Origin of the sequence: Nocardia sp. NPDC023852, assembly GCF_040639505.1 — a bacterium.
GTDB lineage: Bacteria > Actinomycetota > Actinomycetes > Mycobacteriales > Mycobacteriaceae > Nocardia.
Genome location: NZ_JBFAAB010000013.1, coordinates 29,788 through 54,111, shown reverse-complemented (window position 1 = coordinate 54,111; position 24,324 = coordinate 29,788). Strand labels below are relative to the sequence as shown.

General features: G+C 66.7%; 28 protein-coding genes. 9 read left to right on the top strand and 19 right to left on the bottom strand.

The window, feature by feature from the left end; all coding sequences use genetic code 11:
- Positions 1-67: 67 nt before the first annotated feature.
- Positions 68-1,156, top strand: a complete 1,089-nt coding sequence (locus AB0H00_RS18760) for an AraC family transcriptional regulator (RefSeq protein WP_357267712.1) — start codon at positions 68-70, stop codon at positions 1,154-1,156.
- A 76-nt stretch (positions 1,157-1,232) separates the two neighbouring features.
- Here the strand turns inward: AB0H00_RS18760 and AB0H00_RS18755 are convergent, their stop codons facing one another.
- Positions 1,233-2,246, bottom strand: coding sequence for a sigma-70 family RNA polymerase sigma factor (locus tag AB0H00_RS18755; protein ID WP_357267710.1), 1,014 nt, complete (start codon positions 2,244-2,246; stop codon positions 1,233-1,235).
- 149 nt (positions 2,247-2,395) lie between these two features.
- Between AB0H00_RS18755 and AB0H00_RS18750 the strand changes: the two genes are divergently transcribed.
- Both AB0H00_RS18750 and AB0H00_RS18745 read left to right on the top strand, forming a co-directional pair.
- Positions 2,396-2,791 (top strand): PPOX class F420-dependent oxidoreductase, encoded by a 396-nt coding sequence (locus AB0H00_RS18750; protein ID WP_357267708.1) that lies wholly within the window; start codon positions 2,396-2,398, stop codon positions 2,789-2,791.
- A 65-nt stretch (positions 2,792-2,856) separates the two neighbouring features.
- The gene (locus AB0H00_RS18745) at positions 2,857-3,231 is read left to right on the top strand and encodes a hypothetical protein (protein ID WP_357267706.1); all 375 of its coding nucleotides are present in this window, start codon (positions 2,857-2,859) and stop codon (positions 3,229-3,231) included.
- Between the two features lie 233 nt (positions 3,232-3,464).
- Here AB0H00_RS18745 and AB0H00_RS18740 read toward each other — a convergent pair whose 3' ends face one another.
- From AB0H00_RS18740 to AB0H00_RS18730, 3 genes are read right to left on the bottom strand one after another with little or no spacing between them, the layout of a single operon-like run.
- Positions 3,465-3,641, bottom strand: coding sequence for a CsbD family protein (locus AB0H00_RS18740; RefSeq protein ID WP_357267704.1), 177 nt, complete (start codon positions 3,639-3,641; stop codon positions 3,465-3,467).
- 9 nt (positions 3,642-3,650) lie between these two features.
- Positions 3,651-3,806 carry a DUF6131 family protein gene (locus AB0H00_RS18735; protein WP_357267702.1) on the bottom strand — a complete coding sequence of 52 codons (156 nt, stop codon included), beginning with the start codon at positions 3,804-3,806 and terminating at the stop codon, positions 3,651-3,653.
- Between the two features lie 24 nt (positions 3,807-3,830).
- The gene (locus tag AB0H00_RS18730) at positions 3,831-4,280 is read right to left on the bottom strand and encodes a hypothetical protein (protein ID WP_357267700.1); all 450 of its coding nucleotides are present in this window, start codon (positions 4,278-4,280) and stop codon (positions 3,831-3,833) included.
- Here AB0H00_RS18730 and AB0H00_RS18725 point away from each other — a divergent pair.
- Entirely contained in the window at positions 4,279-4,584 is a 306-nt protein-coding gene (locus AB0H00_RS18725; protein WP_357267698.1) for a hypothetical protein, read from the top strand. The two genes, AB0H00_RS18730 and AB0H00_RS18725, sit on opposite strands and share 2 nt — an antisense overlap.
- Positions 4,585-4,797: 213 nt before the next feature.
- On the opposite strand, the gene AB0H00_RS18720 is transcribed toward AB0H00_RS18725, so the two are convergent.
- The 4 genes from AB0H00_RS18720 to AB0H00_RS18705 all read right to left on the bottom strand — a co-directional run bounded on the left by AB0H00_RS18720 (position 4,798) and on the right by AB0H00_RS18705 (position 8,070).
- Positions 4,798-5,799 carry a DUF418 domain-containing protein gene (locus tag AB0H00_RS18720; protein WP_357267696.1) on the bottom strand — a complete coding sequence of 334 codons (1,002 nt, stop codon included), beginning with the start codon at positions 5,797-5,799 and terminating at the stop codon, positions 4,798-4,800.
- Positions 5,800-5,921: 122 nt separating this feature from the next.
- Positions 5,922-6,308 carry a hypothetical protein gene (locus tag AB0H00_RS18715; RefSeq protein ID WP_357267694.1) on the bottom strand — a complete coding sequence of 129 codons (387 nt, stop codon included), beginning with the start codon at positions 6,306-6,308 and terminating at the stop codon, positions 5,922-5,924.
- Positions 6,309-6,511: 203 nt separating this feature from the next.
- Positions 6,512-7,612 (bottom strand): ionic transporter y4hA, encoded by a 1,101-nt coding sequence (locus AB0H00_RS18710; protein ID WP_357267693.1) that lies wholly within the window; start codon positions 7,610-7,612, stop codon positions 6,512-6,514.
- Positions 7,613-7,674: 62 nt separating this feature from the next.
- The gene (locus AB0H00_RS18705) at positions 7,675-8,070 is read right to left on the bottom strand and encodes a nitroreductase/quinone reductase family protein (RefSeq protein ID WP_357267691.1); all 396 of its coding nucleotides are present in this window, start codon (positions 8,068-8,070) and stop codon (positions 7,675-7,677) included.
- 144 nt (positions 8,071-8,214) lie between these two features.
- On the opposite strand from AB0H00_RS18705, the gene AB0H00_RS18700 reads away from it, so the two are divergent.
- The gene (locus AB0H00_RS18700; protein ID WP_357267689.1) at positions 8,215-8,874 is read left to right on the top strand and encodes a PhoU domain-containing protein; all 660 of its coding nucleotides are present in this window, start codon (positions 8,215-8,217) and stop codon (positions 8,872-8,874) included.
- A 75-nt stretch (positions 8,875-8,949) separates the two neighbouring features.
- Here AB0H00_RS18700 and AB0H00_RS18695 read toward each other — a convergent pair whose 3' ends face one another.
- From AB0H00_RS18695 to AB0H00_RS18670, 6 genes are all read right to left on the bottom strand, one after another.
- Positions 8,950-9,840, bottom strand: a complete 891-nt coding sequence (locus AB0H00_RS18695; protein WP_357267687.1) for a carbohydrate ABC transporter permease — start codon at positions 9,838-9,840, stop codon at positions 8,950-8,952.
- A gap of 4 nt (positions 9,841-9,844) precedes the next feature.
- Positions 9,845-10,882 carry a sugar ABC transporter permease gene (locus tag AB0H00_RS18690; protein WP_357267686.1) on the bottom strand — a complete coding sequence of 346 codons (1,038 nt, stop codon included), beginning with the start codon at positions 10,880-10,882 and terminating at the stop codon, positions 9,845-9,847.
- Between the two features lie 12 nt (positions 10,883-10,894).
- Positions 10,895-12,160, bottom strand: coding sequence for an ABC transporter substrate-binding protein (locus AB0H00_RS18685; RefSeq protein WP_357267684.1), 1,266 nt, complete (start codon positions 12,158-12,160; stop codon positions 10,895-10,897).
- Positions 12,157-13,836 carry an alpha-amylase family glycosyl hydrolase gene (locus AB0H00_RS18680; protein WP_357267682.1) on the bottom strand — a complete coding sequence of 560 codons (1,680 nt, stop codon included), beginning with the start codon at positions 13,834-13,836 and terminating at the stop codon, positions 12,157-12,159. The genes AB0H00_RS18685 and AB0H00_RS18680 overlap by 4 nt, the downstream gene beginning before the upstream one ends.
- A 190-nt stretch (positions 13,837-14,026) precedes the next feature.
- Positions 14,027-14,881: an RNA polymerase sigma factor gene (locus tag AB0H00_RS18675; RefSeq protein WP_357267680.1), complete on the bottom strand. Its 855-nt coding sequence runs from the start codon at positions 14,879-14,881 to the stop codon at positions 14,027-14,029.
- A gap of 54 nt (positions 14,882-14,935) precedes the next feature.
- On the bottom strand, positions 14,936-15,811 hold the full coding sequence (locus AB0H00_RS18670) for a haloalkane dehalogenase (protein WP_357267678.1): 876 nt from the start codon (positions 15,809-15,811) through the stop codon (positions 14,936-14,938).
- A 668-nt stretch (positions 15,812-16,479) separates the two neighbouring features.
- Between AB0H00_RS18670 and AB0H00_RS18665 the strand changes: the two genes are divergently transcribed.
- The gene (locus tag AB0H00_RS18665) at positions 16,480-17,199 is read left to right on the top strand and encodes an HNH endonuclease family protein (RefSeq protein WP_357267677.1); all 720 of its coding nucleotides are present in this window, start codon (positions 16,480-16,482) and stop codon (positions 17,197-17,199) included.
- A gap of 3 nt (positions 17,200-17,202) precedes the next feature.
- On the opposite strand, the gene AB0H00_RS18660 is transcribed toward AB0H00_RS18665, so the two are convergent.
- Positions 17,203-18,219, bottom strand: a complete 1,017-nt coding sequence (locus AB0H00_RS18660; RefSeq protein WP_357267675.1) for an NAD(P)-dependent alcohol dehydrogenase — start codon at positions 18,217-18,219, stop codon at positions 17,203-17,205.
- Positions 18,219-18,662, bottom strand: coding sequence for a hypothetical protein (locus AB0H00_RS18655; RefSeq protein WP_357267673.1), 444 nt, complete (start codon positions 18,660-18,662; stop codon positions 18,219-18,221). The genes AB0H00_RS18660 and AB0H00_RS18655 overlap by 1 nt, the downstream gene beginning before the upstream one ends.
- Before the next feature lie 85 nt (positions 18,663-18,747).
- Between AB0H00_RS18655 and AB0H00_RS18650 the strand changes: the two genes are divergently transcribed.
- Positions 18,748-19,548, top strand: coding sequence for a helix-turn-helix transcriptional regulator (locus AB0H00_RS18650; protein ID WP_357267671.1), 801 nt, complete (start codon positions 18,748-18,750; stop codon positions 19,546-19,548).
- Positions 19,549-19,584: 36 nt separating this feature from the next.
- Here the strand turns inward: AB0H00_RS18650 and AB0H00_RS18645 are convergent, their stop codons facing one another.
- The 3 genes from AB0H00_RS18645 to AB0H00_RS18635 form a co-directional block, all read right to left on the bottom strand.
- Positions 19,585-20,796, bottom strand: coding sequence for an NAD(P)/FAD-dependent oxidoreductase (locus AB0H00_RS18645; RefSeq protein ID WP_357267670.1), 1,212 nt, complete (start codon positions 20,794-20,796; stop codon positions 19,585-19,587).
- A gap of 180 nt (positions 20,797-20,976) precedes the next feature.
- On the bottom strand, positions 20,977-21,627 hold the full coding sequence (locus AB0H00_RS18640; protein WP_357267668.1) for a PadR family transcriptional regulator: 651 nt from the start codon (positions 21,625-21,627) through the stop codon (positions 20,977-20,979).
- A 70-nt stretch (positions 21,628-21,697) separates the two neighbouring features.
- Positions 21,698-22,357, bottom strand: coding sequence for a TetR/AcrR family transcriptional regulator (locus AB0H00_RS18635; protein ID WP_357267666.1), 660 nt, complete (start codon positions 22,355-22,357; stop codon positions 21,698-21,700).
- 490 nt (positions 22,358-22,847) lie between these two features.
- Between AB0H00_RS18635 and AB0H00_RS18630 the strand changes: the two genes are divergently transcribed.
- Entirely contained in the window at positions 22,848-23,723 is an 876-nt protein-coding gene (locus AB0H00_RS18630; RefSeq protein WP_357267664.1) for an oxidoreductase, read from the top strand.
- Between the two features lie 112 nt (positions 23,724-23,835).
- A complete protein-coding gene (locus tag AB0H00_RS18625) occupies positions 23,836-24,306 on the top strand; it encodes a transcriptional regulator (RefSeq protein ID WP_357267662.1) in 471 nt (156 codons plus the stop codon).
- Positions 24,307-24,324 lie beyond the last annotated feature (18 nt).

The following is a 24,324-nucleotide window of genomic DNA, read 5'->3' as shown; positions in this document are numbered from 1 at the left end:
ATTCCAGTGTGCGATCCAATGAGTCGGCTATCTTGACTTTGCGCGACAACTATTTGATTTGAACGACATGTCGGTGATTCGGTCGGCGGGATTGCGCGGGTTTCGCGCCACGGTGGCCGAGCTGGGCGGAGACGCCGAGGCGCTGGCCACGGCATGCGGATTGCCGGTCGCCGCGCTCGACACCGACGACCTGCTGGTTCCCGATCAGGCGATGGCCGCGGCGCTCGAGCTGGCCGCACACCAGCTGAACTGCCCCGATCTCGGACTACGGATCTCCAGGCGCCAAGACCTGGACATGCTCGGGCCGCTGGCGCTCGCGATCCGGAACTCGCCCTCGCTGGCCGACGTGCTCGAATGCTCGTCGCGGTACCTGTTCCTGCACGCGCGTTCCCTGAGCCTGACGCTGGATCCCGACCCGTACGGCGACCGCGGCGTCATCGCGCTGCGCTACGGCGTGCAGCCCGGAATGCCGACACCTATCCAAGGCACGGATCTCGGACTCGCGTTCGTGCATCGCACCGTACAACGCTTGGTGGACGACCGCTACGGGCTGCGCTCGGTCGAACTCCCCTATCGGCCGAGCGCGCCGATCGGGACCTACGAGGAGTTCTTCGGCGCGCCGGTGCGTGTCGACCGGCCGTCGGCGGCGCTGCGGGTGCCGAGCAACCTACCGAACCGGCCGCTGACCGGCGGCGACGAGAACCTGCACCGGCTGGCCATGGCGTTTCTCGCCGAACAATCCGGCGGCGCGGACGCCGCGATCGAACCGAAGGTACGCGCCGCCGTGCAACAGCTGCTCGGTACCGCGCCGCCCGAAATAGGCACTGTCGCGGGCCTTCTCACCATTCATCCACGCACCCTGCAGCGCCGCCTCGCCGCCGAGAGCACCTCATTCGCCGCGATCCTCGACGACGTCCGCCGCGACGCCGCGCGACGGTATCTGACCACAACAGATATGCCGATGGGTCAGGTCGCCTCGCTGATCGGACTGTCCGAGCAAGCGACATTCACCCGGTGCGCCCGAAGATGGTGGGGAACAACACCGACCGCACTGCGACGCGACGGCGCGCACGGACCGGCTCAGCGGCATAACACATGGTCGGGGTTCCACGCACGCGGCGCGACGGTGGCCAGACAAGGAAGCCCCGGCGTGTGACACTTTGCGGCACAGCGCGATCAGCGCTCGGAATGGGGCGCCTAGTGTCGGTTCGACTTCGAGAATCCCGAAATCGCTAGTGAGCATCCGGGACGACACAAGCCGTTTCGCCGAGTACCGCGGCGAAGCCGAAGGCGGTCACCAGGCCGGGGTCTGCGAAGGCGGCGATCCGTGTGATCGAGTCCTCCGTCGTGGTGAGCACGGCAACGCCGAAAGCCCGGTAGCGGCACTCTGCTTCGCGGTGGTACGCCACAGCGGCGAGCTGCCCGTTGGCTGCGGCCGGAAACATCAGCCAGTCACCAGGTGCGCCGAGCACCTGTTCGGCCAGGTAGGCCACACAGGTCCGCTTCCCTGCGAACCAGGTGCCGAACGGCGGCATCTCCAGCACGGCGTCACGGTGCAACAAGCGTTCGATGGCCGCAGCGTCGGCGCGGCGGAACGCGCTCATGTACTCCTCGAGCAGCGCGCGCTGCCGAGGTTCGCTCGGCGCCACGGCTTGCTCGGCCGCCGTGGAGACCTCCGCCAGCCGCGACCGCGACCGCTGCAAGGTGCTCTTGACCGCAGCGGTGGTGGAATCCAGAATCTCGGCGACCTCGGCCGCGGGCAGGCCGAGCACGTCGCGCAGCACCAGCACCGCGCGCTGCCTCCCATTCAGATACTGCAGGCAGGCGATGAGCGCCAAGCGCAAGCTGTCTCGGGCCACCGCCACGCTGGCCGGGTCCGCCGATTCCGGCCCCACCAGAGCGTCGGGTAGCGGCTGTAGCCACTCCACCTCGGCGGCTGCGGCGACGGGCGGCGCGCACGGGTCCTCGCCAGGAGCGCCGAGTCCAGACGGCAGTACGCGCCGTCCCCGGTGCTGCAGCGCGGTCAAGCAGACATTGGTGGCGATCCGATACAGCCACGTGCGCACCGACGAGCGCCCCTGGAACCCGTCGAACGAACGCCAGGCCCGCAGGTAGGTCTCCTGCACCAGATCCTCGGCGTCGTGCATCGACCCGAGCATCCGGTAGCAGTGCGCTAGCAACTCCCGCCGATACGGCTGGGTGCGGCGGTTGAATTCGGCCTCGGGCGACGCGCTGGTCGAACTCATCCGCGATCCTTTCGCATCGGTGTGAACCTTTGAAAGGTATGACCGGCGGGGCTGCGAAAAAGAATCGCTCGAGCCCGATTCCTCTGGACCGGATCCGCGGTCTGGATAACGGGATCGCCATGATCCACCAGCCCGAAAAGGAGAATCCGATGACCGTGACACTCGATGACACCGTCCGCACCTTGATCGACGGACCGCATGCCGCCGTGCTGGCGACCTCGAACGCGGACGGCCGCCCGCAGTCGTCGGTGATCTTCGTCGACTACGACGGCGACACCCTGCTGTTCAGCACAATCCAGGGACGGCTGAAAATCCGCAACATGACGCGCGACCCGCGAGTGAGCCTGCTGGTGCTCAGCCGCACCGACGGGCGGTACGTGGAAGTGCGCGGCCGGGTCGAGATCACCGAGGACCCGGAGAAGACGCTGCTGCACAAGATGTACGCGAAATACATGGGCGGCGCGACACCCCCGCCGGAACCGGAGGCCCAGCGGCTGATCGTGCGGATCATTCCGGAGAAGCTCTACGCATTTCCGCCCGCCTGAATCATTACTGGGAAGGCACGGATCGGCCGCATAGAATCCTCTGGATCGACTGGGAAGGGGTCCGCATGGATGCGGTCATCAGGGAGGTCGCCGAGGAGGGCAAGCGGCTGATCGACCGAGCTTGGCTGGGCGAGCTGACCCGCGACCAGGCGGTGCACATGTTCGTTCAGTTCGGTGACGGACTAGTTCGCTACGACACCGCGCTGGACATCATCGACGACGGCGTCGAGCGGCTGGACGCCCATGCAAGACGGCTCCGAATACTGTGGTGGTTCGCAGCGCTGGAGGTCCCGATGTTCGGCTCGTTCGCGCTCCTCGCCCTGGTTCTCGGCGATTACACCACCGCGGGGTTGTCCGTGCTGTTCCTGTTGATTCTGCAGATCGTCCACCGGAAGCTCCTGCCCTATCCCCTTCCGGTCCGTCACCATCCGTCCGAATAGTTGCGCCGCCGTGCCTGCCGCACAGGGCGGGATGCGCCCACGGCAGGGCCATAGCGCGGGTCGTGCTCGGTGGTGCGCCGGCAATGGCGGTGACGCTGCATCGGACAGCTCGCCGAGATTGCCGGAGTGTCCGTAACACCGGCGCAGAACGGGTTTCGACGTCGAATGGCGGCTGGGGCGTTGTGCCCCAGCCGCGATTCGGCTCCGCTCGACGGACCAGCGCCGATCGGGGATCAGCGCTTGAATGCGTCCCGTAATTTGTCCGCGGCACGTTTGACGTTTCCACGGGTCCGCTCACGACGTCCTACGGCTTCCAGACGAGAGTCCCCGGTCGCTTTGCCGAGGAATTTCCTGACGCTGCCACGAGTGGCCTGCACCCGGTGCGCGATTCGATCATCGAACTTCATCATGACGAATTCCTAGTAGTACCAACGGCGGCCACCGACCGGGCGGCCCACCGCACCGGCCAGCATCAGCACGAGGCCGATAACCAAGACGATGATGCCGGCGGTGGTGAGCAACGAAATTCCGAGCAGCCATCCGACGACGAGAAGGACAAGGCCGAGAATAATCATGGTCGCATTTCCTTTTCTCGAAAACTATTTCGACGTCGATGCCCGCACGCCGCGGGCGCCTGCGGTACGCGGAGCAGCACCGGCAGGAGCTGTCGCCGGCTTGCCGAACAGTCGGCGCCAAGCCGGCTCTCGGGTGGCCTTCGGTTCGGTCTGCTGGCGCACCTCAGGTGTGCTTGCGAGATCGCGCCGGACGGCCGCCATTTCACGACGGGACTGCCGGAGTTCACGACGGGCGGCCGCGCCACGCCGCGTAACCCGCCACGCACCGGTCAGCACCAGTGCGAGCCCGAGCATCCCGATCGCACCGAGCACGATCCCGTAGCCGAACAGTGCTCCCGTGGAACCGTGGAAGTGGTAATCGAACGCCGCGAAGTCGCTCGTCAATTGCTGGGCTTCGCCCATGTTGCCGACCACGGCGGCGACTCCGATGATCACTGCCGCGATCAAGATGACGAGCCCGATGATGATGATCATGACAATCCCTGTTACGTCGAGTTTGTATTACAACCCCGCTATTCCCGGCAGCAGAAGACTCAAACCCGGCATCGAAGAGTTTGAGCCGGTCGAATCGGTCTATGCGGAAAGCATGACGTACACCATTACCTTGCCTAACGTTACCCGCGAGTCCGCGTCGGCGATCGAAACGAACCTGCGCGGCGTCAACGGCATCGACTCGGTCGACATCGATGTGCCCTCCGAGCGTGCCATGGTGAATTCCACTCTCACCTACGGCGAGGTCCTCGATGCGATCCGCCAGGCCGGCGTCGCCGCCTCCTGACCGAAGCGGGGTCGGGCGCTGCCGCCATCGAGGCCCCGTGTCCGCTTTGGATCAGGTCGGCACGTGGTAGCCGGATACGACGCCAGCGGTGGGCGAACGAGAGCTCGCCTGGCGCTCGGGGTTTCGGCGTCGTAGACCGCTGACGCTGCCGGAGAAGCTCGGATGAGGCGGGCGAGCGGCGATGATCGCCCCATCGATGCTGCCGCCAGGTTCTCAGTAACGGCGGCTCGAGACCCGAGCAGGCCGGGCAGGCACCCACTCCCACCAGGTGATACAGCGCCACACCCATTCGAGCGGTCCGTAACGGAAGAACCGCAACCACACAGCGCTGACGATCGCTTGCGACACGATGATCGCGACCGCCGAGCCCAGCAGCGCCGCATAGTTGTCGGAACCGGACAGTCGCAGCCACGGATCCGCGAGCAGGATCACCGCCGTGGCGCAGACGTAGTTGGTCAATGCCATGCGGCCGAGCGGCTCGAGCACTTCCGACAGCACCTGCCCTGGCTCGATACGCATCAACAGCAACAGGCCGGTGAGGTAGGCCAGCGCGCCGAGCAGGCCGGCGACCGGCGAGGCGGGGGTGGACCACAGCTCGAGATAGGGCGTGCGGTACTCCCACCGGCCCGCCAGGACGGCGGCGGGCAGCGCTGCGGCGAACACCGCGCCGATCTGCCAGCCGCGTTCATCCAAGGTGTCGGCGATCCCGTAGCGGGCTGTGGCCAGGCCGAGCAGGAAAAGCCCTGGCACCATGGCCAGGCCGCCGCCGAGAGTCAGCGCAACGGCGAGGGTGACTGCCGTGCCCACGCTCAGCACCACCCAGTTCGGCAGCGCGGACGCGGGCAGCAAGATCACCAACCCGACGATCGCGTACGGCAGCAGCGCCTCCCCAGGCTGGAACTGGTGGTGGATCAGACCGATGACTCCGAGCGCGAGCAGGCGGCGGACCAGGACAAGTCGCGGTCGGTCGGTCCGCTGGGCCGCGCTGTCCAGGAACAGGGCGAAGCTCAACCCGAACAAGAACGAAAAGATCGGAAAGAACCGTCCTTCGAACAACACCGACAACACGTGCCGGACCGGAACCATCTCGCCCGGTCCTGCCGTAACGGCCATATCAGCGATCTGCCAGATGTCGACCACCAGGATCCCGCACAGCGCGAAACCACGGACGGCGTCCCATTCGTGAATGCGTAGTGGGCCCTGGGCGTCGTGCATGTGTCTCACGGTATCGACCACCAGGTATGTCGGCCGTATTCCGCACGGAGATGTCGGCCGACCTCGAGAAACTTCGTATCTGCGACGGCAGCGCCGACACCACGCACCCGTAGTTTTCGCGCTTAGAAGCCGGCAGGCGCCGTAGGCGGCGGCTCGGGGCGGTTTCGCGGGACGCACGTCCACTGCCCGTCACGCATGTCCCAGTACGCGGAGACGCCGCCCGCCGAACAATCGCCGCCGACCTCACGCGCGGCTCGCAGCGGCACGAGCTCGGGCGATGTCGGCGCCTGAAGGGACTTGGCGTAAGGCCAGGCGCGCGTCCGAGTCGCCGTGGACGCTGTCGAGTGCGTCGGCTTGCCGTCGGCCGAGTCGCCGGTCGGCTGCAGCAGGACCACGATCCCGACCACGAGGGCGAGGACGGCGGCGATCAACGCCGCATTGGGAAGGATGCGTGAACCATCACCACCGCGATCGTCGTCGGGTCCGCGACCGCTGTCGGATGTGACCATCGATCCGCCTTCGCTGCCGAGTAGGAGCTACCGTCACGAACAGCACGCCTATCCAGCAGGCTACCTAAGGTTGCCAGCTGGTAGATCAGCTTTCGAAAGAAGCGAATTCCCAGCTCAGTGAGCGTTCAATAAAGTGCCAGAAATTAACTGAAATATTTTCGGCACGTTGATCACACCGTCGACGACGACGCGAAGGGACGCGGCTACGGACTGGCCGCGAGGAACACAAAAGCCGAGAACAGAGCCAGATGGACGCCGCCTTGCAGGAGGGTCGCCCGCCCTGGCAGAACCGTGAGCCCGCCCACCACGACGGTCAGGGCGAGCAGAACCATCTGGGTCGCGCCGAGCCCGAGCACCAGTGGACCTTCCAACCAGATGCTTGCCACCGCGATCGCCGGAATGGTCAGACCGATACTCGCCATGGCCGACCCCAGCGCGAGGTTGAGGCTGATCTGCACCCGGTCGCGGCGAGCGGCCCGGACCGCGGCGAGCGTTTCGGGCAGCAGCACCATCAGCGCGATCACCACACCGACCGCCGACGGCGGCAGACCCGCCGACCCCACGGCCGACTCGACGGCCGGTGACACCACCTTCGCCAGACCGACGACGCCGGCCAGCGAGACGAGCAGCAACGCCAGGCTGCGCAGGGCGGTACGCACGCCGGGCCGCTCACCGTGCTCGTCGTCTGCGGTGACGACGACGTCGCTTTCGACGGGCAGGAAGTCGTCTCGGTGGCGCACGGTCTGCACCAGCACGAACAGTCCGTACAGCGCGAGCGAGGCCACCGCGGCGAAGGCCAACTGCGCGGTGGAGAATTCCGGCCCCGGCTTGCTGGTAGTGAAAGTCGGCAGCACCAGGCTGAGCGTGGCCAGTATCGCGACCGTGGCCAGAGCCGCGCCGGTGCCCTCGGCGTTGAACACGGCGATCCGTCTGCGCAAAGCACCGATGAGCAGCGCGAGGCCGAAGATACCGTTGCAGGTGATCATGACCGCCGCGAAGACCGTGTCGCGCGCCAGTGTGGAGGTCTTGTCGCCGCCCGAGCTCATCAGCGTGAGGATGAGCGCGACCTCGATCACCGTCACCGCGATCGCGAGCACCAGCGATCCGAATGGTTCATCGACGCGACGTGCGACCACCTCGGCGTGGTGCACCGCCGAGAGCACCGCGCCGATCAACGCGACCACCACGACCGGTACCGCGATGCTCGGCAGAGTTCGGCCCCAAGTGGCTCCGAGGGCGAGAACTGCGAGAACGGGAACGAGAACGGTCCAGCGGGCGATCAAAACACCGATCATGCCCACCATCGTCCCAGCAAATTACTAGCATATCGGACAATTCATCGACCGCTACTGCCCCGACTGCCGGTTCAGTCGTCCAGATCGATCCGCACGGTGAGCAGGTCGGTGCCGACGAGCCGGACGGCCGCGCTGTTGGCACGCGGCAGGGCGGCGAGACGGGCACGCGGGTCGTCGCCGGGCAGCAGGTGCGCGGTGCCGGTGTGCCAGCGCCCGTGCAAGCGTAGCCGAATCCGATTGTCCGCCTTGATGTTACGAATGTACTGTGAGCGGTCCCCGAACTCGGAGACGAGCCAGAACTCCCGTCCGATCTTGCGTCCGCCGATGGGTGTGACGCGCGGCTGCCTACTGACCCGGCCAGTGGTTTCCAGGAGGGGCTGCCCGGGCACTCTGCGAAGGATCGGGTTGCCGACCCGGCGCTGGAACGCCGTCACCACCCGATGCTGAATATCGCGCATGTTCGGCATGCGGCGACGGTAACATCGGACGAACCCATCGACAGTGTTCGCCGCAGGGCATGGCGATCCGCGCACCGGGCGGTGTCCAAGTGGTGGCGGCAGAAGCATCGCGATGGATCGACCCGGTGCCCGCCGATAGGTGAGAATTTGGCGGTGCGGACCCAGTTCACTGCCGAGCTCATCGCGTTGACCAATGATTTGACGACGATGTGCAGGCTCGCTCACGACGCCGTCGAACGTGGCACCGATGCGCTCGTCGACGCCGACCTCACCGCGGCCTACGAGGTCTTCGCGTTCGACGAGCAGCTACAGAAGATGTACGGGGCCTGCGAGGCGCGCACTGTGGTACTGCTCGCGCTGCAGGCGCCGGTCGCCCGCGACCTCCGGCATGTGGTGACCGCCATCCAGATCGCCGGTGAGCTGTCCGGTATCGGCTGGCTCGCCAGCCGCGTCGCCGACCAGGTGTACAAGCGTCACCCCGGACACGTGGCACAGCAGCCCATTCTGGGCATCCTCGCCGCGATGGGGCAGCTCGCGGCCGAGCGCACCGCGCTGGCCGGTCAGGCGGTCGCGGGTCACCCCTCGGTATCCGAGGACGAACCGGGCACCCGATCGATAAAAACGCCGCACCGGCAACTGCATTCGGCGCTGGCCGATCCGGCTTCCCAGCCACCGACCGACGCGGCGATCGACATCGCATTGCTCGGTCACCACTTGGAGCGCTGCGTCGATCACACAGCCCGCATCGAACGGCTGATCCGCTTCCTCGACACCGGCGTTCCCCCGACGGCCCAGCCCACCGACGACGAGTAACCCGCGATGGGGCTCGCGGGGAACCCGATGGCCGCCTTCGCTTCCACCTGGCCCCGGCCGGACGCAGGGGAATCATCAGCCCTTCACCCCGCCGGCCGTGAGTCCGGAGACGATGCGACGCTGGAGCAGGATCACGATGATCACGAGGGGGATGGTGACCACGGTGCCCGCGGCCATCACGGACGTGAATGGTTCCTCGTGTGGTTTGCTACCCGCGAACCGGGCGATCGCCACAGTGGCCGGTTGGGTCGCGTCGTTCGACAGCTGACTGGAGATCAGGTACTCGTTCCAGGACGCGATGAATGCCAGAATCGCCGTCGTGAACACGCCCGGCGCGGCCAGAGGCAGCAACACCATCCGGAACGCCTGTGCCCGGGTGGCTCCGTCGATCCGGGCCGACTCCTCGAGCTCCCACGGCAGTTCCTTGAAGAACGCCGTGAGTGTGTAGATGGTGAGGGGCAGCACAAAGGAGATGTTCGGGACGATCAACGCTTGGTATGTGCCGAACCATCCGATCGTGGTGAACAGCTGAAACAGTGGTGTCAAGAGCGCGACGCCGGGGAACATCGACGCCGCAAGCACAATGCTGAGGACGAGGTTCTTGCCGCGGAAGGTCAGCCGCGCGAGTGCGTACGCGGTGAAGATCCCGAACACGAGACCGATCGCGGTGGTGACTGCGCCGATGATGGTGCTGTTGATCAGCGCCCGGGCGAAGTGGTTACCGGTGTCGGTGGTGAACACGCTTGCGAAGTTCTCCAAGGTGACATGGGTGGGCCACGGGGTGGTGTCGAATGTGTAGTCGGAGTGCCGGAAGGCGGTGACCACCATCCAGTAGACGGGGCCCATGCCCCAGAAGACGATGACGGCGAGCCCCAGGTAGGTGCGAGCCGAGGCCAATCGCGTGCCGAGGCGGCGGCGCGCCGGCGCAAGCCCCGCCGCGCCTCGGATGACGACTGCTGCGGACATGCTGTCAGGCCTTTCGCTGCTTGTCTTGGGTCTCGACCACGTTGACGCCCATCACCTTCACGAGCGCATAGGCGACGGCGAAGATGAACAGGAACGTGATCGTCGACAGGGCGGAGGCGCTGTTGAATCCCTGCCGCATCTGGTCGATGACGAGGATCGAGAGCGTCGTCGTCGCGGTGCCGTCGCCGCCGCCACCGTCGGTGAGGATGGCCGGCAGGTCGTATATCCGCAGCACGTCGAGCACGCGGAAGAGGACCGCGACGAAGATCGCCGGTCTGATCAGTGGAAGTGTGATCAGCCGGAACCGCTGCCACACACTCGCACCGTCCACCCGCGCCGCCTCGTACACCTCGGCGGGAACCGCCTGCAGCCCGGCCAGGATGAGGAGGGCCACGAATGGAGTGGTCTTCCACGCGTCGGCGACGACGACGGCGAACCGTGCGGGCCACGTGTCGCCGGTCCACAGGACCTCGGTGCCGAAAATCCTGTTGGCGATGCCGTCATAGGCGAAGACGAAGTACCAGAGTTTCGCGGTCACGGCCGTCGGGATCGCCCAGGCCACGAGGATGCTGGTGCGCAACAGCGCCCGGCCGCGGAACGCGCGGTTCATGATGGTGGCGAACCACAGTCCCAGCACAACCTCGATGGCGACGGTGACGACGGTGAAGAACACCGTGATCCACATCGACTGCCAGAACAAGGAGCCGAGGGTGCCGCTGGGGCACGAGACCGCGGCGCCGGTGGAGTCGGTGCACCGCTGCAGCAGCCAGTGGCTGTAGTTGGACAGGCCGGCGAAGCCCCGGTCGACGAACTTGCCGGTAACCGGGTCGATCGTCGGGTCCTTGAACAGCGACAGCACCATGGCGCTGACCACCGGGTAGAGAATGACGACGCCGAGCAGGATCATGGTCGGCACGATCAGAAGAATCGCCACCTTGCCCTGTCCCTTACGGTATGCCGATGTCGGTTCACCGGTCGGGAGATCCTCCGAGTGGAGGACGGTCTCCGCGGGTCTCTCGACGGATAGATCTTCAAGGCTCATCGCACAGCTCCGCTAGGATCCGGCCGCCGCGATGGCGGATCGAATGTCGGCGACGGCCTGGTCCACCGTCTTCTCGCCCCTGATCGCGGCATAGGCATTGTTTTGAACTGCCCGCGTCACCGCCGGGTAGAAGGGGGTGATCGGACGTGGGACCGCGTTCTGGATCGACGTCTTCAACGTGGGGAGATACGGGTATCGCGCAATCAGCTCCGGGTCGTCGTAGACATCGGCGCGTACCGGTGCGAGGGAGCCCCGCGACAGAAAGAACTCCTGGGTCTTCTTGTTCGTCATGAAGGCCAGGAAGTCATGGGCGGTGGCCTTGTGCATGGAGTACACGTTGATCGCGACGTTGTGGCCACCAAGGCTGGAGCTGCCGGTCCCGGTCTTTCCGGGCAGCGGGGCGACGGCGAACTTGCCTGCGACCGCAGAGCTGCCCTGCCCGTTCATCAGGCTGTACGCATAAGGCCAATTACGCATGAACATCAGGTTGCCGCTCTGGAATGCCTGGCGGGTTTGCTCCTCCTGGAATGTGACTGCCTCGCGCGGGATGTCGCCGTTCCGGTACGCGTCGACGAGCGACTGGAGTCCCGCCTTGGCCTCGGGGCTGTCGATGGTCGGAGTCACCCCGTCCGCACCGATGATCGAGCCGCCCGCCGTGGTGACGGCTTCGGCCGCGTTCACGGTGAGACCCTCGTACTTCGCGTACTGACCGGCGTAACACCCGATTCCGGCGTCTCGTGCGGCACCGCACCGCGCGATCAGCTCGTCCCAGGTCGCGGGCGGATGGTCCACGAGATCGGTGCGGTAGTAGAGCAGTGCGCCGTCGCTGACCTGCGGGGCCGCGTACAAGATGTCGCCGTAGCGGGCGCCCGTCACGGTGGGCTCCAGCAGCTCGTCGGTGTCGATACCCATCGGGCCTTTCAGCGGCTGCAGCCATCCACGGGCCGCGAACTCGGCAGTCCAGATGAGGTCGACGACCGTGACGTCATACCCGGTGTCGCGGGACTGGAAGTGTTGCACCAAGTCTTCGTGCTGCTGGTCGGGCTTGTTGGACTGTTCCTCGAAGACCACCTCCTCGCCGGGATGCGTCGCGTTCCATTCGTCGATGAGGGGCCGGATGACGTTCGAATTGTCCTTGCCCTGCACATAGGTGATGGGCCCGCGTCCGTCCAGGTTGTCGTGTTCGGCTTGCGCGGCCGCCCTGATTCCCTGATCCGCACAGGACGTCGCGGCCAGTACGATCCCGGCGGCGAGCAGTGCGATCGCGCCACGTCTCATCGGTCGTGCTCCGGTTCCGTCAGCCATACCGCGGTGTCGGCCGGGAGCACACCGCCGGTGACGCCTGGCCCCGAAGCCAGGACCCTCCGCATGCCCGCAGGCAGTTCGGTGTCGGTGGCGCCGGTGTTCACCCAGCACTGAACGCCGCCGCGGGCGAACGCGAGCACGTCATGAGGGGTTTCGAGCCACTCCACCGGCTCGTCCGTAGTCCACAGCTGCCGGCGGAGCGCGAGGACCTGCCGGTACAGGGTGAGAAACGAGCCAGGGTCGCCGTGCTGGGCTTGCACCGTGTGCGGTGCCCAGTGCCCGGGCTGCGGCAGCCAGGTGTCCTTTTCCGCGTCGGGCGGCGAGAAGCCGTACGGGGCTTCGTCGTTCGACCACGGGATCGGCACACGGCAACCGTCACGGCCGACGTCGGTGAAGCCGGATTGGAACCATGTCGGATCCTGACGCACCTCGCCGGGGAGATCTTCGACCTCCTCGAGCCCGAGTTCTTCACCCTGGTAGATGTACGCAGTGCCCGGCAACGCCGCCTGTAGCAGCGCGGCCGCGCGGGCGCGGCGCCGCCCCAGCGCGCGGTCGGGCTGCTCGCCGGCCCAGCGGCTTCGCTCCCAGTCGGTTTCGACCAAGTGGTCGGGCTGCGATCGAGAGTAGCGGGTGACGGTGCGGGGAACGTCGTGGTTGGAGAGCACCCACGTCGCGGGCGCACCCACCGTGCCTGCCTGCGAGAGGGCGTCGTCGATCACGGCGCGGATGCTGTTCCCACGCCAGGGGGCACGAAGGAAGTCGAACTGGAACGCGGTGTGCAGCTCGTCCGGACGCAGGTAGCGAGCCAGACGGTCGTTGTTCGCCACCCAGGCCTCGGCCACGAAGACGCGGTCGGCGTACTCGTTCGCAACCGCCCGCCACCCGCGGTACACCTCGTGCACGGCGTCCTGATCCCACGCCGGGTGCGGGTCGGTGTGTTGCGAACCGGGAAGGCGCTCACCGGCATCGGGCAGGGCGGGGTCCTTGGTCAGGCCGTGCGCGACATCGATCCGGAAGCCGTCGACGCCCTTGTCGAACCAGAAGCGCAGGATGTCCTCGAACTCGGCTCGCACTCCGGGGTGCTCCCAGTTCAGGTCGGGTTGGGCGGGTGCGAAGAGATGTAGATACCACTCACCCGTATCGAGACGGCTCCACGCGGGGCCGCCGAACGCGCTCTGCCAGTCGTTGGGTGGCTGGTCGCCGCCCGGCCCGCGGCCGGGACGGAAGATGTACCGGTCGCGGGCGCCCGGCTCGTCGCGCAACGCGGCCTGGAACCAGCGGTGGTCGCTGGACGTGTGGTTGGGAACGATGTCGAGAATCACGCGGATGCCCAGCTCGTGGGCCTCGATGATAAAGGCTTCGCCCTGCTCGAGGGTGCCGTACGACGGTTCGATGTTCCGGAAGTCGGCGACGTCGTAGCCGGCGTCGGCCATCGGCGACGGGTACCACGGGTTGATCCACACGGCATCGATGCCGAGCTCGGCCAGGTATGGGAGCTTCGATCGCAATCCGGTCAGATCGCCGATGCCGTCGCCGTTCCCGTCGGCGAAGCTGCGAATGTAGACCTGGTAGACGACGGCCGTCTTCCACCACGGTTCCGCTTCTCGGGCCGTAGGGGAGTTTGCGGCCGACTGCACGGACTGGGACATCGAATCTCCTCGAGAAGCTACATAAACATTTGTCTCTATAGAGTCGTCGCAGCGCTGCGGCGCAAGGTCGATGCCGCGATTGTCGTCGCATTTCCGCTCACCGCTGCGGAGCGGATTCGACTCGCGGAGATGGACGTATCCGGTGGCCGCCGTCTCTTGCGCCGGTACTGGGTTCCTCAGGCTGCGACTCCTAGTCCAGCAGCGGGAACCGACCCGAGTCGAGCAACTCGGCGATCGCGTCCAACTTCGCTTGCGGCGCCGCGTAATCCGGGTGCGCGCGCAGCACCGACGCCGCGTCGTGCAGCCGGATCATCTGCTGCTCGGCCACCGCCGCGGTGCGCCCACCCCGGCTCACGGCGTGCCTGGCGAAGACCGGCCTGCGCGGGTCGACGCGACCGAGGGCGAGCGCCTTGTCCACCCGGCGCGAACAACGGCAGAACGCCGTCGGTTCGACGAGACCACAGGTCGCGTCGAGGAAGTTGCCGAGCCGTTTCTTGGCCCGCTCCAACCGCTTTCGATAGGCGACGGGAGTGATGCCGAGGATCCATGCGGAATCGACGGAGCGCAGCTCGAACACCTCGCCGAGCACGAAGGCGATCCGCTCGTCGCGAACCAGACATTGCACCATGGCCTGGCTGCAGTTGAGCCGCACTTCGGCGGTCAGCAGCGCCGCCTCGGGCCCGCGGTAGTCGGCGTCCGCCAGGCCGTCGGCCAGCCCTTCCCGATAGGAGTCGAGGCTGAGCTGTGCGGCCTCCTGCGGTGTCTGCCGCTTCAGGTTCAGCAAATAGTTGACGCCGATCCGGTAGGCCCAGGTGAGCAGCTTCGCCTCGGCACGCCAGGTGTGCAGGTGGCCGAGGACGCGCAGCAGAATCTCCTGCGTCGCGTCCTCGGCCTCCGGCGGCCGCCCGACCATGCGCAGGGCCAGCCGGTAGAGCGGATCCTGCAGCAGCCGCACCACCTGCGCGACAGCCTCTCGGTCGCCCGCGACCGCACGGGCGACCACCGCCTTCTCCTCGTCCGCGACCAGGTCGTGCTCCGTGCCCATTGGGTCATCATTCGGCCTGCCCGCGGAACCCGCAAGAAGCGCTGATCGGTGTGGTCAGGGCCGGGCGGCGGGCGCACCGAGCACAGCGTGCCTGTCCAGCCAGTCCGCGAGCGCCCGGCCGATCTCCTCCGGCCGGTCCTCCGGCGCGTGGTGTCCGGCCGGGCCGATCGGCGCGACCTCGGCGCTCGCGAATGTGGTCGCGGCCCACTCGACCGCCTCCGGCGATCCGAGCCCGACCCCGTTCTCCAGCGCCATCACCAGTTTGGGTACCTCGGGTGTAGCGGCTGCCCAGGTGCCGTAGTTCCGCACGATGGCGACGACGTCGGCGGGTTCGCCGTCGAGCGGGAACTCCCTGGGCCACACCAGCAGCGGCTTGCGCGAGGCCGGGGTCGGATACGGCGCCCGGTACACGTCGTGATCCTCGACGGAGAGGGCGGCCACTCCCTTCGGAAGGTTGAACTCGATGAAGGTGTTCTCCTCCAACACCATTCGCTCGCCCTCCGCCGACCGGAACTTGCGGAACAGCTCGGCGCCGAGCCCGGGGAGCTCGTCCCAGCGCATCGGCCGCAGGAAGGTCTCGATCAGCGCGATACCGCGAACGCGGCCGGGATGCCGTGCCGCCCAGTCCATACCGAGCGCTCCACCCCAGTCGTGGCCGACCAGGACAACCTGGTCCAGCCCGAGCGCGTCGGACCAGGCATCCAGGTACGCGGCGTGATCGGTGAAGCGGTAGCCGGTATCGGGCTTGCCCGACTCCCCCATCCCGATCAGGTCGGGCGCCAGCACCCTGGTCCGATCCGCGACGTGCGGTATTACATTGCGCCACAGGTGCGACGACGTCGGATTGCCGTGCAGGAAAACCGCCGGCACCGTCCCCTCGCCGGTGTCGCGGTAGTTGATGAACGAGTCGAGAATGTCGACGGTAGGCATAAGGTTGTCCTCCCAATATCGGCTTGCTCCCTATGCCGTTTTCGACACACGATCGCGGTAGGCTGTGACCGGTTTTCAGGTGACGCTTGTCACACTCCGGGGTAGCCGGAAACATCCGTAGGAGTGCAGTAGATGGCTTGCTGATACTGAAGAACAGCTGAGAATTTTCGGGTACATCGACAGGAGCTTGCCAAGGCCACCGCCAGCTATCTACTGTCTTGATACGTAGACGAAGCGTAGTCCGGACGGAGATACAACGGTGCGGCAGCGACTGGTGAGCAACCGGCGGATGGCCTCGGCAACCGACGCGGATCGGATTCCGATTCACCCCTGATCATCACGAGCGAGCTCGGAGTCGGTGCGGCTCGATACCTCGGGACCTCCCCCTCATCAGCCCCGTGGTGTCGTAAAGTGCGGTCCTCGGACTGGACACCCGTCCCGCACAGCCGCGCCACCGGTCTCCCTCGTGAGTAGCCGCCCTCGAGTCGGCGCCGGCACGGCGGCTCGGGGGCGGGCCCCACCCCTGTCGACCTGTCCAGTCAATGTGGCACACCGGTGAATCCGTGCAGCTGTGCCGAATCTCATACGCGCTGTTCGATTATTTCGTCACGCCCACCGGATACCTTGACGCCGGTTACAGTTGAAGTGCGTTGGCGTTAGGAAGTTCGATGAAGTTCACAGCACGGCGGCCGGCTCGGTTAGGCCTAGTGGTAGCGGCATTCGTCGGACTGGCATGCTTTTCCGTCGGCTGCGGCGGCTCGGCCGCGAAAGTCGCGTGCGGCTCCGGTCGCGTATGCAGCGACACGCCGGCACCTATACCCAGCCGCGACGCGCTCGCCCTGCTCGATTCCCTGCGCGTCGCGGGTCGCGCGGCCAAAACTGGGTACAGCCGCGAGGAATTCGGCCCACCCTGGTCGGACAACGTCACGGTGCCAGGCGGCGACAACGGTTGTGACACCCGCAACGACATCCTGCAGCGCGACCTCACCGAGGTGACGTTCAAGTCGGGCAAGTGCGTCGTCGCGACCGGCACGCTGAACGACCTCTACACCGGTAAGACCATCCACTTCGTGCGCGGCACCAAGACCTCCGACGAGGTGCAGATCGATCACGTGATCGCCCTGTCGGACGCCTGGCAGAAAGGCGCGCAACAGCTGTCGGCCGAACGCCGCCGCGACCTCGCGAACGATCCACTGAACCTCCAGGCCGTAGACGGACCAACCAATCAGTCCAAGAGCGATTCCGACGCAGCGTCCTGGCTGCCACCGAACAAGGGCTACCACTGCGCCTACCTGACCAGGCAAATCCAGGTGAAGGCCGCCTATAAGCTGTGGGTCACCGACTCCGAAAAAGATGTCATGGCTCGGGAACTACGCACCTGTCCGTGACCCCTACGGCAACGCGACAACCACCTTGCCGAACGGATCACCGGTGCGGAAATAGTGATACGCCGCTTCCGCCTGGTCGAACGAGAACACCGAATCGAGCACAGGACGCGTTTTGTGCTCGGCAATCGAGCGGTTCATCGCCTCGAAATCGACTCTGCTGCCTACCGCGATCCGACGAATGGACAGATACGACGCCCCGAATGGATTACCGGTCGGCGCATCCTCGGCGGGCATCGCGCCGACCATCGTGATCCGCGCGTTGTACGCGCCCGACCGCACCGATCGCGCCAGCGTCGGCAGCCCCACCGCGTCCAGGACGTGTTCCACGCCGTCACCGCCGGTGCGGTCCAGCACGGCACGTTCCCAGTCCGGTGTCCGGCTCCGAACGATCACCTCGTCGGCGCCCAGATCGCGCAGCCGCGTGGCTTTCTCCGCGTTGGAAGTGATCGAAATGACCTCGGCTCCGAGCACTTTGGCGTGCTGCACACCGAACAGTGCGACCCCTCCGCTACCGACGATCAGCACGGTTTCCCCCGGCAGGACCGGAAGCGGCGCGGTGAGTGCCGCCCAGGCCACCACGCCCGCACATGTCAGCGTGGCGGCTTCGGCATCGGTGAGATGCCGGGGGACGTGGACCACCGAATCCTCCTCGAGCACCACGTACGTGGCGAGCATGCCGTGGTACGTGGCGCCGTACTGTTCGAGGACATGGGACTGCCGTTGTGGACCGTCGATCCACCGGACGAAGTATGTCGCGGTCACCCGGTCGCCCACCGAGGCACGAGTCACCTTGTCGCCCACCGCGACCACTTCGCCGACGCCGTCGGAGAGTGGCACGATCCCGGGCGTGGCCGACAGCGGATAGGTGCCGTCCAGCAGCATCAGGTCGCGCCGGTTCAGCGCCGCGGCCAGCACGCGAACGACGACCTGGTGAGAACCCGGCTCCGGAGTCGGCTGCGGTGCGACGGTCAGCCCGGCCACGCCGCGCGACGGGTCCAGGTGGTAGGCAGCCGCGGTCATCACACGAGCCCGATGTACTGGTGATCCCACCTGATCCGGCCTTCGCCGTCCAGCGCCACGACGTCATATCCGCCGCCTGCGACCGCCCCGTCGGCCTTGTTCACCATTCGCCATGCGAGTCCTATCACGTTCGCTGACAGCCGTACCGCCTGTCCGCTCGGCGCGAACACGTGCGCACCTGGCGCGACGAACATTTCGTACGCGCGGTCGACGCGACGGTCCAACGCTTCGTAGCCGCGGATCTCCACGGTCGGGATCGGAAAAGACAGGGCGACGAGCGCCTCTCGCATCGCCTGCGGCGGGTCCACCAGCACCTGAGCGCCATCCACCGCCCACAGCTCCCTGATCTGCTTGTGCCGGATCTCGGCGTCGGGCTCATTCCACATCGCGATGTATCGGTCGGTGAAGTCCGTCAGCTGCTGCTCATCGAGTTGGTTGCTCATGCGAGAGAGTTTCGCCGGTCACGTCGTCGCGCGCGATTCCCTGCGGGGAATGGCGGAGCAACCCCGCGGCATCAATACTGCTCAGATGACGACGGCGATCGAGTCCGGATTCGCTCGGCAGCTCAAACACTGGCGGACCCTGCGCCGGGTCAGCCAGCTCGACCTCGCGACCCGCGCCGACACCACGCAACGGCACTTGAGCTTTCTGGAGCAGGGGCGCTCGCGGCCGGGACGCACCATGGTGGTGCGGCTCGCCGAGTCGCTGGACTTGTCCCTGCGCGAGCGCAACGGACTGCTGCTCGCCGCCGGCTACGCTCCGGTCTTTCCCGAATCCGACCTGGACACCGCGGAATTGGCGCCGGCGCTGGAGGCGCTGACGGCCATCCTGGACGGCCACCTACCGTACCCGGCGCTGATCGCCCGGCCCTACGGCATCCTGCTCGCCGCCAACGCCGCATTCGACGTGCTCACCGAGGGCGCCGCGCCATGGCTGCTCGAACCCCCGGTCAATGTGCTGCGGCTCGCGCTGCACCCCCAAGGCTTGGCGACCAGGGTGCTCAACCTGCCGGAATGGGGCAGGCACGTCACCGAAGCGCTACGGGGCAGAGTCGCACGCAGCCCCGACCCCACCTTGGACGAGCTGATCGCCGAGTTGGAAGGCTATCTGCCGCGAACCGATCCGGGTCCAGACCATCTCGGCTTCGCGGTGCCATTGCGCCTACGCGGTGACGAAGGCGAGCTGCGCTTGATCACCACCATTTCCTCGTTCGCCACCGCCGTCGACATCACGCTTGCCGAGTTGCAGTTGGAAGCGTTTCTGCCCGCGGACGAGCAGACCGCGCGGGTCCTGCGCGAACGCGCCGCACTGCGATCCGGGGTCGGATAAGTCCTGCCGGTCCGAGGGTCCGGCAGGACCATTCGCCTAAACCGAGCTCGTCGTGAGTTCGTCGTCGGCCGGCGCGTCCCAGTCGATCCGATAGCGCTGCTCGGGCCCCATGGTCTTCTCCGGGTTCATCAGTGTCTTGACCATGAGCGGCATCAGCAGCTGCATCGCCTTGCGCGCCACCGGCCCCGGCGTCTTGCTGTGGTTGATCTTCGCGGCGCGTGCCGCGACCCCTTCCACCCGGCCGCGCCGCAGCCGCTCGTATACAGCGAACGCCTCGGCCGGTGTCGGCAGATCACGCAGGCACCGGGCCAGCTGCACGGCGCTCTCGATCGCCAGCGACGCGCCCTGTCCGGAGCTGTTGGACGGCGCGTGCACCGCGTCGCCGACCAGCACCATCCGTCCGCGATACCAGTGCGGCACCGGCGGCATGATGTGCAGCGCACCGACCACTTCGAGCTGGTCCTCGGTGGTGCGCCTGGCCAGTTCGCCGCCGGGATTGTCGTCACGGTAGGTCTCGCGCAGGGTCTCGAGCCAGTGCGTTTTCGGGATGGCCCGTGCCGCGGTGAGCGACAGGTACTCCTTGTGCGGCAGGTTGGCTCCCCACGCCACCCTGCCGTCCGCGGTCGGCCAGTAGAGGTAGTACGCCCGCTTGCCGAATGCGAAAGTCATGGTGTCGGGCGGGACGTCGGCGTCACACTCGGTGACCGCGCCGAAGCCGACCATGCCGAGGTAGTCGGGACCGGGCGCGTTCGGGTCGATCAGGTTGCGCACTGTCGAGCGGATGCCGTCGGCACCGACGAGCACGTCCGCGGTGGACGTGCTGCCGTCGGTGAACCGTGCGGTGATGCCCGACTCGTCCTCGCGCACGTCGACCAGACGCTTGTTGTACTCGAAAGGGACGCCGGCGGTGACCGCATGCTGGTGCAGTGCCCGGTGCAGTTCGCTGCGATCGACAACCTGCAGGGGTGGGACCTCGGAAAGGCTGGGCAGCTGCAGGAGCTTGCCCCCGACGGACATGTTCATCTTCGTCACAGGCAACGCGATGTCGCGCACGGGATCGCCCGCGCCGATCAGGTCGAGGGCGGCGACGCCGTTCGGCGCAAGCGCAAGCCCACTGCCGATGCCATAGGACGGGCCGGGGTAGGCCTCGTAGACGCGGGCTTCGATGCCCGCCTCGAGCAGGGCCGTCGCGACGACGGGTCCGGCGATGCCGCCACCGATTACGAGGGCGGTACGTGTTGTGGACATGAGTGTCTCCAGGATTTGTGCGATACGGGTTGCGATTCCCCGAACCGACCCGCGCGTCAGCCACCTGGTTATCCTGTGGTTGCCAGCCTTGTAGCCGGGTGCGCGTTCGCGGGCGCGGTTCGAGACTGTTCGATCGGGCCCGGCGGCGGTGTTGCCGCACCCCGCCGGGGCCGGTTTCGGCTAGTTCTCGGTCATCCCCCTCTCCACCAGCTCGGCGACTTCGGACGGGTCCATGCCACGCTCGTGCCAGTCCCGCCACTGCGTCAGTCCGGGGAAGGTGCCCTCGTTCAGCTCGTCGCGCAGGGAACGCGTCCATGCCGCTTCGGCTTCCAGCATCGCGAGCCCGAATTCGGACTCGACGACGAACAGTCGCGGCAGCTCGGCGACGGCGAGTTCGTCGAGTTCGCGGCGGACAGCCTCGATGTTGTGCCGCAGCGCGTCGAGACGCCGTCCCAGCAGCTCGATCACCTCCGCGGGTGGCAGTACCGCGAGAATGGACAGGCCGGCGACGAACCGGTGATGTTCCGGTTCGGGGGTGGCGAGCAATTCCCTGGTCCAGTCGGCCATCTCGGCGCGACCCACGTCGGTGATCCGATAGATCACCCGCTCCGGCCGCGCACCGTCGCGTTCGCTGCCGACGACCTCGAGGAAGCCGACCTTCTCCATGTTCTGCACGACTGTGTAGAGCGAGCCCCACTTGATGTCCATGTCGCGCTCTTTGCCCCGGTCCCGCAGGGTCTGCGCGATTTCGTACCGGTGCATCGGTCGCTCGACGATCGCGGAGAGCACCGCGAGTGCGAGCAAGTTGTTCACTTTGCGCTTCTTGACCACGGCACCTCCTTACTCGTATACGAATATACGTAAACGAGTATCCAGTGCCAAGTCGTGCAGGCCGGACCGATCACGCCATGCGCGGCGACGGAGCCACCCCTGGCCCCTCGATCAGTGACAGCGCGATCGGCACCAGCAGATCCACCAGCTCGGTGACCGTCGGACGCGGATCAGCGAGGACCCACTCGTGTGCGAGCCCATTGATCGCACCGATGAGAGCGTTTGCGGCCCACCCGGGGCCGCCCCGCACCCGCGCGCTGGGCGCGACGACCGGGACAACGGCGGACTCCAGCACCGACGCCCAGACGTGCCGTCGCACGCGGCGGTGCCGCTCCATCCGGTCGCTCACTCCGACCACTTCGACGAAGGCGACCTTGGCTCGGTACGGGTCGGAGCCGATCGACTCGAGATACGCGGCGACCACGGCGGTCATCGCGGCGGTCAGGTCGAATCGGGGGTCGAGCGCACCCATCCTCGCCAGCACCGCGGCGGCGGCCTCGTCCTGGATCCGGTCGTAGGCCGCGACCAGCACGTCCTCCCTGGTCTGGAACTCCTCGTAGAACTGCCGCTTGGACAGGCCCGCGGCGGCGCACACGTCGGCCAGCGAGCAGTTCACGTAGCCACGCTCGGCGAAGATCCGGGTCGCCGCCTCGAGAAACCGCTGGCGCCGCTCAGCCTTCCGCTCCACGACGGCCCGCCCGCCGTATTGCCTTCCCCCTATCGCAGTCACACCTTCACCGTAGCGAAACCGTGGATCACAGCCCATCCGTGCGGACGACCGGCGAGTGAACGCTCGCGACGGGTGATAGTTGTGATGCGGGTCATAATCGGGCATAATCGACACAGTCTGAAACCAACCGGGATCACATACGTCGCCGTGGAACGAAGAGGTTCTCGCGTGGTCACTTCCCGCAGGCACACCGAAGCCGCTCGCCCCCGAGGCCGTAGCGGCGAAAGACTGCTCCGCAGGACGGCTGGCGAGGCAGGACGTCACGATCATCGACGTCGGATCGATGACGCCGGACCCGCCACCCGTCAGGGGCGGGGCGAAACCGTGAGCACCCTGCTCGCGGCCACCTTCCAGCAGCGGATGCCGGCCGGGCGCATTGGACATATCATCGAATTCCGTCCCGCGACAAGGATATTTCGGTCCGCGACAATCAACGCGAGGGTGCCCGCGCGGCTTCCCTCATAACTTACTCAAGAGTAAGGTTGTCTTCATGGCGTGGAGACCTACTGAAATCCCGGACCAGACCGGACGCACCTATGTGATCACCGGCGCGAACGGCGGACTGGGCGCCGTCACCACCGGAGTCCTCGCGGCCAAAGGCGCTACCGTCGTCATGGCCTGCCGCGACGCGGCGAAGGCGAAAAAGGTCGCCGACGACATCGAGGGCGATGTGCGGGTGGCCGAATTGGACCTGGCCGACCTGGCCTCGGTCCGCGAATTCGCCGAGGGCAGCAGCGAATTCGACGTACTCATCAACAATGCCGGCCTGATGAACGTCCCGTTCTCGCGGACCAAGGACGGCTTCGAAACCCAATGGGGCGTCAACCATCTCGGCCACTTCGCGCTGACCGGACTACTGCTGGACCGGATCACCGACCGGGTGGTGACACTGGCCAGCATCGCGCACAAGCAGACCCCTAAACTCCGGATCGACGACCTCGACTACGAGCACCGGCGCTATCAGCGCAATCTCGCGTACGCGCAGTCCAAGCTGTGCAACCTCATGTTCGCACGGGAACTCCAGCGCAGGCTGGCCGAAGCCGGCTCGGCGAAGCGCTCCTACGGCGTCCACCCCGGTGTCTCGGCCACCGACCTGTTCGCGCGTACCGAGACGCCGATCGACCGGATCGCCAAGCCCTTCATCCGCCTGATCGGGCATTCGCCCGCGAAGGCCGCGCACTCGACGCTTTTCGCAGCGACCATGCCCGACGCCGACCCCGAGGTGTACTGGGGCCCGTCCCGACTGTTCCAGACCCGAGGCCCGGTGGACGCGTCGCCGTCGTCTCGGCTGTCGAAGAGCAAGGACCTGTGGGAGCGGCTGTGGGCTGAATCCGAGCGGCTCACCGGGGTCACCTACAAGTTCTGATCGCAAGAACCTGCCGCCGCCGTCGGCGGGCCGTTCCAGTCCGCAATGATGTGATCACAGCCCAGTGGGAGCACCGACCTGGCTCTACGTGCCGCGTAGTAGAAGAGGTACCGTGGAAGCCGTGTCCGCCTCACCCCGCCGCTCGGCACACAATCGCCCGGCCCTCATCGTGCTGGTGTTTGTCGCTGCGCTGGGGTGCCTGGCCCTGGCTTGGTGGCAGTGGGAGCGGTTCGAATCCGCCAGCGGCACCGGTCAGAATCTCGGGTACGCGCTGCAGTGGCCGCTGTTCGCGGCGTTTGCCGTGTTCGCCTACTTCCGGTTCGTCCGGCTGGAGCGGGAGGCCGAACAGAACGACATGCCCTCCGACGCGGAGCACGAGCCCGTCGAGGCCAGGCTTGCCACGAAACCCGCTGCACCCAAGGAGCTTCCGGCAGGTCTGCTGCCGGAGCGCCCGAAGGCCGTGCGGGAAGAAGACCCGGCGCTCGCCGAGTACAACCGGTACCTCGCCGCGCTGCACGCCCACGACATCGATGAGCAGGTCCGCGCGGCGGGCCTGAACACACCCGAGAGGAGCGCCGGTTGACCACCAGCGAGAATTCCA